This window comes from Secundilactobacillus malefermentans DSM 5705 = KCTC 3548 (genome assembly GCF_001436395.1).
Taxonomy (GTDB): Bacteria; Bacillota; Bacilli; order Lactobacillales; family Lactobacillaceae; genus Secundilactobacillus; species Secundilactobacillus malefermentans.
The window spans coordinates 37,905-44,249 of sequence record NZ_AZGJ01000015.1 but is presented as its reverse complement, the minus strand read 5'-3'; the positions used below and the strand labels follow the sequence as shown (position 1 = coordinate 44,249).

At 39.3% G+C, this 6,345-nt stretch carries 7 protein-coding genes; 4 read left to right on the top strand and 3 right to left on the bottom strand.

The genetic code is table 11. The annotated features are described in order from the left end of the window. Positions 1-42: 42 nt before the first annotated feature. The gene (locus tag FD44_RS04355; RefSeq protein ID WP_010620553.1) at positions 43-825 is read right to left on the bottom strand and encodes an LrgB family protein; all 783 of its coding nucleotides are present in this window, start codon (positions 823-825) and stop codon (positions 43-45) included. A gap of 47 nt (positions 826-872) precedes the next feature. After that, complete coding sequence (locus tag FD44_RS04350) at positions 873-1,310, bottom strand: CidA/LrgA family protein (protein ID WP_010620554.1); 438 nt, start codon at positions 1,308-1,310, stop codon at positions 873-875. Positions 1,311-1,637: 327 nt separating this feature from the next. Here FD44_RS04350 and FD44_RS04345 point away from each other — a divergent pair, with 327 nt between their 5' ends. After that, positions 1,638-2,744: a glycosyltransferase family 4 protein gene (locus tag FD44_RS04345; RefSeq protein WP_010620555.1), complete on the top strand. Its 1,107-nt coding sequence runs from the start codon at positions 1,638-1,640 to the stop codon at positions 2,742-2,744. Positions 2,745-2,769: 25 nt separating this feature from the next. On the opposite strand, the gene FD44_RS04340 is transcribed toward FD44_RS04345, so the two are convergent. Then, positions 2,770-3,414, bottom strand: a complete 645-nt coding sequence (locus FD44_RS04340) for a YigZ family protein (protein ID WP_029327620.1) — start codon at positions 3,412-3,414, stop codon at positions 2,770-2,772. Positions 3,415-3,473: 59 nt separating this feature from the next. Between FD44_RS04340 and FD44_RS04335 the strand changes: the two genes are divergently transcribed. The 3 genes from FD44_RS04335 (at position 3,474) to hpf (ending at position 6,203) form a co-directional block, all read left to right on the top strand. Continuing rightward, positions 3,474-4,826 (top strand): ATP-dependent helicase ComFA, encoded by a 1,353-nt coding sequence (locus FD44_RS04335; RefSeq protein ID WP_010620557.1) that lies wholly within the window; start codon positions 3,474-3,476, stop codon positions 4,824-4,826. A gap of 256 nt (positions 4,827-5,082) precedes the next feature. Continuing rightward, entirely contained in the window at positions 5,083-5,508 is a 426-nt protein-coding gene (locus FD44_RS10565; protein WP_162258114.1) for a ComF family protein, read from the top strand. 137 nt (positions 5,509-5,645) lie between these two features. Beyond that, positions 5,646-6,203, top strand: a complete 558-nt coding sequence (gene hpf / locus FD44_RS04325; protein ID WP_010620559.1) for a ribosome hibernation-promoting factor, HPF/YfiA family — start codon at positions 5,646-5,648, stop codon at positions 6,201-6,203. Positions 6,204-6,345 lie beyond the last annotated feature (142 nt).

Below are 6,345 nucleotides of genomic sequence, written 5' to 3'. Positions count from 1 at the left end.
ACAGGATTTGACAGAGAGCCTTTTTTTGATTTCAATTATTGATTAATGGAAGATTCCCATCATTCTAGCAAACGTAGGAACAACAAGGTCAATAAAGATTGAGATAACAACAACGGCGATTGAAGCCATTGAACCTTGAATTGAACCTAATTGAACGGCTTTGGCAGTACCAACGGCGTGTCCTGCAGTTCCTAAACCAAGTCCTGCACCGACTGGATCGGCGTTTAAACGGAAGACCTTGATTAAGAATGATGCAAGAGCGTAGATGATAACAGCGTTCAAAATACATGCCATAGCGGTAACAGCGGTGTTACCACCAATTGAACCTGCAACTGGCATTGCAATAGCAGTGGTTGCGGCTTGCGTTAACATTGAAGCAGTTAACATGTTATTCAAACCGAAGAGTTTTGAAATACCAACGGTTAAGAATAATGAAATAATTAATCCAACAAATAATGATAGCACAATTTCAACCCAGAACCGCTTAACAACGTCATTACGACGATATAGCGGAACGGCGAAGGCAATAGTAGCAGGGTTCAAGAACCAGAATAGGATATCTCCACCTGGTTTGTAAGCTGCTTGGTAGAAGTAGGTTGTATCTACGTGGAACCATTTTGCCATGACAACTAATACTGCGATACCTAAAACCATACCAACGAATAGTGGTTGGAATAGGAAGAAACCTTTGCCGATCTTAAATAGCCATTGACCAATTAAGAATACGGCTAATGAAAGGAAAATACCGAAGAATGCTTGACCCAGATTCGCTCCCGTGTCAGGATTCTTAGCTAAGGCATTTCCAAGAAATGTAGCCCATGTCATTATAAATCATCCTTTTCTATAAGTGCGATTTTGTTAGTGCCAGATAACTATTCTTCAACGTGAGTATCACGATGGAATACGTGACGACTGATCCACATGAAACCAGCTGTAGTGTACGCAATTGAAAGTAACATAACGATGGTTACAAGAACAACGACACTAATGATCTGAACACCGGATTTTGCCATAATGTCAAGGGAAGCTGTTAATTGAATACCTGATGGGACGAATAAGAAGGCAATCAAACTAACTAAAAAGTCTGCCATCTTTTCAACTTGGTATAACTTAACAATCTTGGCACACAGCAGCACATAAAGAATAACTAATCCAAGTACTGGAGTTGGAACTGGGAATGTAGCTGGGAAAAGTGGTGATATTAAGCTAGAAACGAACAAAATGGCGCCAAAAATCCCCATTTGTTGCAAAATAGGAGCTGGTTCGTGCTCTTCAGTTGCAGGAGATTGTGTTTTAGCATTGCTAGCCATAATCAAACACTCCTTTCAAAAAATTTATTGTTAAGAGTTTTAGAAATCTTTCACAATCCAGGAATAATAATTGAAATCACAAAAAGTTCCAAAAGCTCTTGAACCTATTATATAAATAATGTGAAGCGATTACAAGAGGTGACATAAGTTGATTTGTGAAATTCACAAGATGACGCTGTCTCATAATCAAGCCACAAATGATATGGTGAGCTAATAAAACGTTTTATCAATTATTTTTATTAAAATTAATTTAGCTGAGGACAGAGTTGTTTTTACGAATTTTCATTTGTATAGTATAGTAAAGGAAATCGAAAAGAGAGGTTCGCCATGTTAAAATTTGAAATCATTGTTAGTCTATTTGCGACGATGATTGTGTCTGCAGTATTGACACCATTTGTTAGAAAATTTGCATTTATGATTGGCGCAGAAGATCGCCCGAACTCTCGAAGAGTTAATAAAATTCCAATGCCAACTTTAGGTGGCTTGGCTATTTTTATTGCGTATACATTTGCCACGATGGTACTCCTGCGAAATGCCATTCCACAACGACAGCTGTGGGGGGTCTTTGCGGGTGAGTGTGTGATTATCGCGACAGGGGTAATTGATGACGTATTCGTGCTAAAGCCCCGTCAAAAGATGCTGGGAATTTCAATTGCTGCCTTGGTCGTCTACTTTGGTGCCGGCTTAAAAATGACCAGTATCACGCTACCATTTATTGGGAGTTGGCAGATTGGTTGGCTGAGTTTACCGATTACTTGGCTCTGGATTGTTGCAATAACCAATGCCATTAATTTGATCGATGGACTAGACGGTCTGGCAACGGGGGTTTCAATTATTGCGTTAACGACGACCGGAATTACGGGATTTTTCTTCCTGAATGTCGCCAATACTTACGTTGCAATCATGATTTTTTCATTAGTGGCTGCAATGGTTGGATTCTTACCATATAATTTTTTCCCAGCCAGAATATATCTAGGAGATACTGGTGCACTTTTTATTGGGTTCATGATTTCAACATTTTCACTATATGGCCTTAAAAATGCGACTTTTATTTCGGTTATCATTCCAGTGATCATCTTAGGGGTTCCCATTACGGATACGGTTTATGCAATTTTGAGACGGATGCTGAATCGACAGCCAATTACGCATGCGGATAAGCATCATTTACACCACCGTTTAATGCAAATAGGGCTTACGCATCGGCAAACTGTTCTTGTTATTTATGGAATTGCACTCATTTTCTCGTTTATTTCATTATTATATCCAATCTCAACCATTTGGGGGTCCGTCTTACTGACCATCGCCATTCTAATTGGATTGGAATTGTTTGTTGAAGCAATCGGATTAGTTGGAACGGATCGGCAACCGTTTTTAAATTGGATTAAACGTATTGTGAAGAGCATGACGTCTAGAGATTCAAATGACAAAAAGTAGGATTGGCACTTTAAAAGTGCGAATCCTACTTTTTTTGGTCATATGGTCTTTCTTGATATCGTTCTTTGCCCGTCGAAATTTTGACATTACCAGCCAGTAAACTCGTTATATCCGATTTAATTGTTTCAATACTGTCTTTATCTACGTAAATTGATAACTTCACGATCACGCTAAATTCTGGTGGATCAGAATTTAGGTCGTTTTTTTTGAGGTAGTAAGCGAGTTTCTCATATGATGAGTAATCGGTGACCAGCTGAAGTTCCGTTTGAATAACGCGTTCAACAATCCCAATTTCACGGATGCCATTAGAAGCGGAGTTACTGTAAGCACGAATCAAGCCGCCTGCACCAAGTTTGATACCCCCAAAATATCTCGTAACGACAGCGACGAGGTTATGGAGATTTTCCTGTTGCAGGACATTTAGGATTGGTACGCCAGCGGTCCCAGACGGCTCACCATCATCACTTTCTCGTTGAATATGATTATCGTCACCAATCATGTAAGCATAACAATTATGATTGGCTTTAGGATTCTGTTGGGCAACGTTAGCGATGAACTGCCGGGTCTCTGCCTCATCAGTTACTTGTGCGATTGAACAGAGGAATCGTGATTTTTTGATTTCCAGTTCTGCGGTTCCGGTTTGTTTAATTGTAAGAAAAGGTTCCAAAATAACGCCTCGATTCGTTTAAATGTTCTCGTATTTCGTATTTGTCATTGAGGTGACAATTTATGAAAATTGCAGATCTTTACGGCAGGCAACTTTTATCAACAGAAGTGCCCACTGAGTTATTACAAACGGCAAAAGGTTTGACCGTTCGTTCAGCAATGAAGGCTGAGGGAAACTGGGTTATTTGTAATCGGTGTGGCTCAGCTCGGCCTAAATCGGCTTGTGCGCTACCAGGAGGAGTTTATTACTGTGCTGAATGCATTCAGCTTGGTCGCGTGAGCACAACGCTTTCTTTAATTTCGGCAAGTGAACCTAACAAATTTAAGAAATATGACAATGACGTTCTTACCTGGGATGGCAATTTATCGGACATTCAGGCCCAATGTTCTAAGAATATCCTAACAGTTTTTCAGCAACGAAAACAACATTTACTTTGGGCGGTTACTGGCGCCGGTAAGACTGAGATGTTGTTTGAAGGTCTCGACTGGGCACTTGGTCAAGGACTCAGGGTGGCAGTTGCTTCGCCCAGAATTGACGTTTGTAATGAACTATTTCCAAGGTTTGTGGAAGCATTTAAAAATACTGAGATACAGCTCCTCCATGGGCGAAATGATTCTCCCTACAAATATTGCCAATTTACGGTTTGTACGACCCATCAATTGCTACGCTTTTATGAAGCGTTTGATGTTTTAATTATTGATGAAGTAGATGCTTTTCCATTTGCTCAGAATGAAGGGTTATTGTACGCAGCAAAACATGCAAAAAAGCGGGAGGGAGCCCTATTATTTTTGACGGCGACTCCTGGTGAATCGCTTCTAAAACAAATTAAGACAGGAAGATTAGGCATTAGTTATTTACCATTAAGGTATCATGGGCATCTACTACCAACGATTAAGTGTAAAACGACGCCTAGCTGGAAATTAAAGTTAAAGAAGGAAAAGCTACCAAATTCGCTGATTTTCCAAATTAAACTAAGGCTGAAAAAGAAAATCAGATTTTTATTATTTGTTCCTCATGTCGAACAATTGAAACAAGTACAACAAATTTTGCACAAGCAGTTACCAGGAGAAAAAATTGTAACGGTTCATGCTGCAGACGAAAAACGAATTGAAAAGGTCCAGATGATGCGTCAAAACGAAATTAACTTTCTGATCACGACAACGATATTGGAACGAGGTGTCACTTTTCCTGGAATCGACGTATTTGTGTTAGGCGCCGATGACGACGTATTTTCAAGCGCAGCGTTGGTCCAGATTGCTGGTAGGGTTGGTAGGAAGATAGATCGGCCAACCGGTGACGTTATTTTTTGGTGTGGTGGCTATTCAAAGAATGTGTTAGAAGCGATTAAACAAATTCGATACGTTAATCGAAAAGGATTAATCCTATTGAAGCAGCGGTCAACTTCTGATGACTAAAAATGACTGTGTTTTGTGTCATCGACCCGTTAATTTTTCGATTGGGCTGATTGATCTAATGTTACCCGTTAAAATTAATGAACCAACCTGTTGTGATCGCTGTTGTCGGCGATTTGAATTAATCAATCAGAAACAGGCTTGTCCAGACTGTGGGCGAAAAATGAAAAAAAGAGAACTTTGTCATGATTGCGTCAAATGGAATTCGCAGAGCAGCTTGGATTTTAAAAACAGCGCTTGTTTTGTGTACAATGATGAAATGAAAAAATTTATGCAACAGTATAAGTTTGCGGGGGACTATCAATTAGCCAAAGTATTTCGGGCACAATTTATGAAGAAAATTAAGAAGTCAAAAATTGATTTGATTGTGCCAATTCCAATTGATGCAGACACGATGGTTACTAGAGGATTTAATCAGGTTGTTGGATTGACGACTGGCCAGCATTTAACCAGTGCACTGGAAGTACGGGCGGATATTCATAAGGCTCGTCAATCGAGTAAAAATCGACGTTCTCGCATGGAGACTGTTCAACCCTTTAGGCTCGTAAATCCGGAGTTGGTTGCCAACAAACGGGTGTTGATTCTAGATGATGTTTACACAACCGGGAGAACAATCAGACATGCTGCAGCATTAATGTATGAAGCCGGGGCAAGTGAAGTTCAAGGAAATACTTTAGCCCGATAAATAAAAAGTTTTGGGCAAATAATTGTTAAATATAGCGCTTTCTATTATAATGAAAATAAGAAAAGCAATTGAAGAGTGGTCCTTCGGTTGTTGTTCTAACCAAGCTAGATTGCTTGTGTTGAAGGGAGAGAAGTTTTATGCTCACATTTAATATTCGTGGAGAAAACATCGAGGTTACTAACGCTATTAGAGATTATGTCGAAAAGCGACTTAATAAGCTCGAGAAATACTTCGAAAAGAACGTAGACTCAACTGCTCATGTCAATTTGAAAGTTTATCAAAACAAGACAGCTAAGGTCGAGGTAACCATTCCGTTACCATATTTGACTTTAAGAGCAGAGGAAACTTCACCAGATCTTTACGCAAGCGTTGATTTAGTCACTGATAAGTTGGAACGTCAGATTCGTAAATATAAGACCAAGATCAACCGTAAGTCTCGTGAAAAAGGATTTAAGAACCTTGATTTTGCGCCACAATCCGAGGAAGACAGTTCTAACGAGGACGAGAAGGCAATCGAGGTTGTTCGTACAAAGCGAGTTTCATTAAAGCCAATGGACAATGAAGAAGCTATCCTACAAATGGACATGCTGGGACATGATTTCTTTGTTTATGAAGATTCAGATACGAATGGCGTAAGTATCGTCTATCGTCGTAATGACGGGCGTTATGGATTAATTGAAGCAAGTGAAGAATAACGATTTTAAAAAGTCTGAAGCAATTTTGTTTCAGACTTTTTTGTATCTTTTGACCAGATAGTTTTAAATACTGCTTATTAATGTTAAAATATAGCTTAGTTTGTTTTAATGAGATTTTTATGAACATAGTAATAAGTAGAAG

What these genes read in the sequence shown, in the direction of transcription:
- FD44_RS04355 (WP_010620553.1), bottom strand. Translation starts at nt 825, where the DNA reads ATGACATGGGCTACATTTCTTGGAAATGCCTTAGCTAAGAATCCTGAC.
- FD44_RS04345 (WP_010620555.1), top strand. Translation starts at nt 1,638, where the DNA reads ATGTTAAAATTTGAAATCATTGTTAGTCTATTTGCGACGATGATTGTG.
- FD44_RS04335 (WP_010620557.1), top strand. Translation starts at nt 3,474, where the DNA reads ATGAAAATTGCAGATCTTTACGGCAGGCAACTTTTATCAACAGAAGTG.
- hpf (WP_010620559.1), top strand. Translation starts at nt 5,646, where the DNA reads ATGCTCACATTTAATATTCGTGGAGAAAACATCGAGGTTACTAACGCT.
- FD44_RS04350 (WP_010620554.1), bottom strand. Translation starts at nt 1,310, where the DNA reads ATGGCTAGCAATGCTAAAACACAATCTCCTGCAACTGAAGAGCACGAA.
- FD44_RS10565 (WP_162258114.1), top strand. Translation starts at nt 5,083, where the DNA reads ATGAAAAAATTTATGCAACAGTATAAGTTTGCGGGGGACTATCAATTA.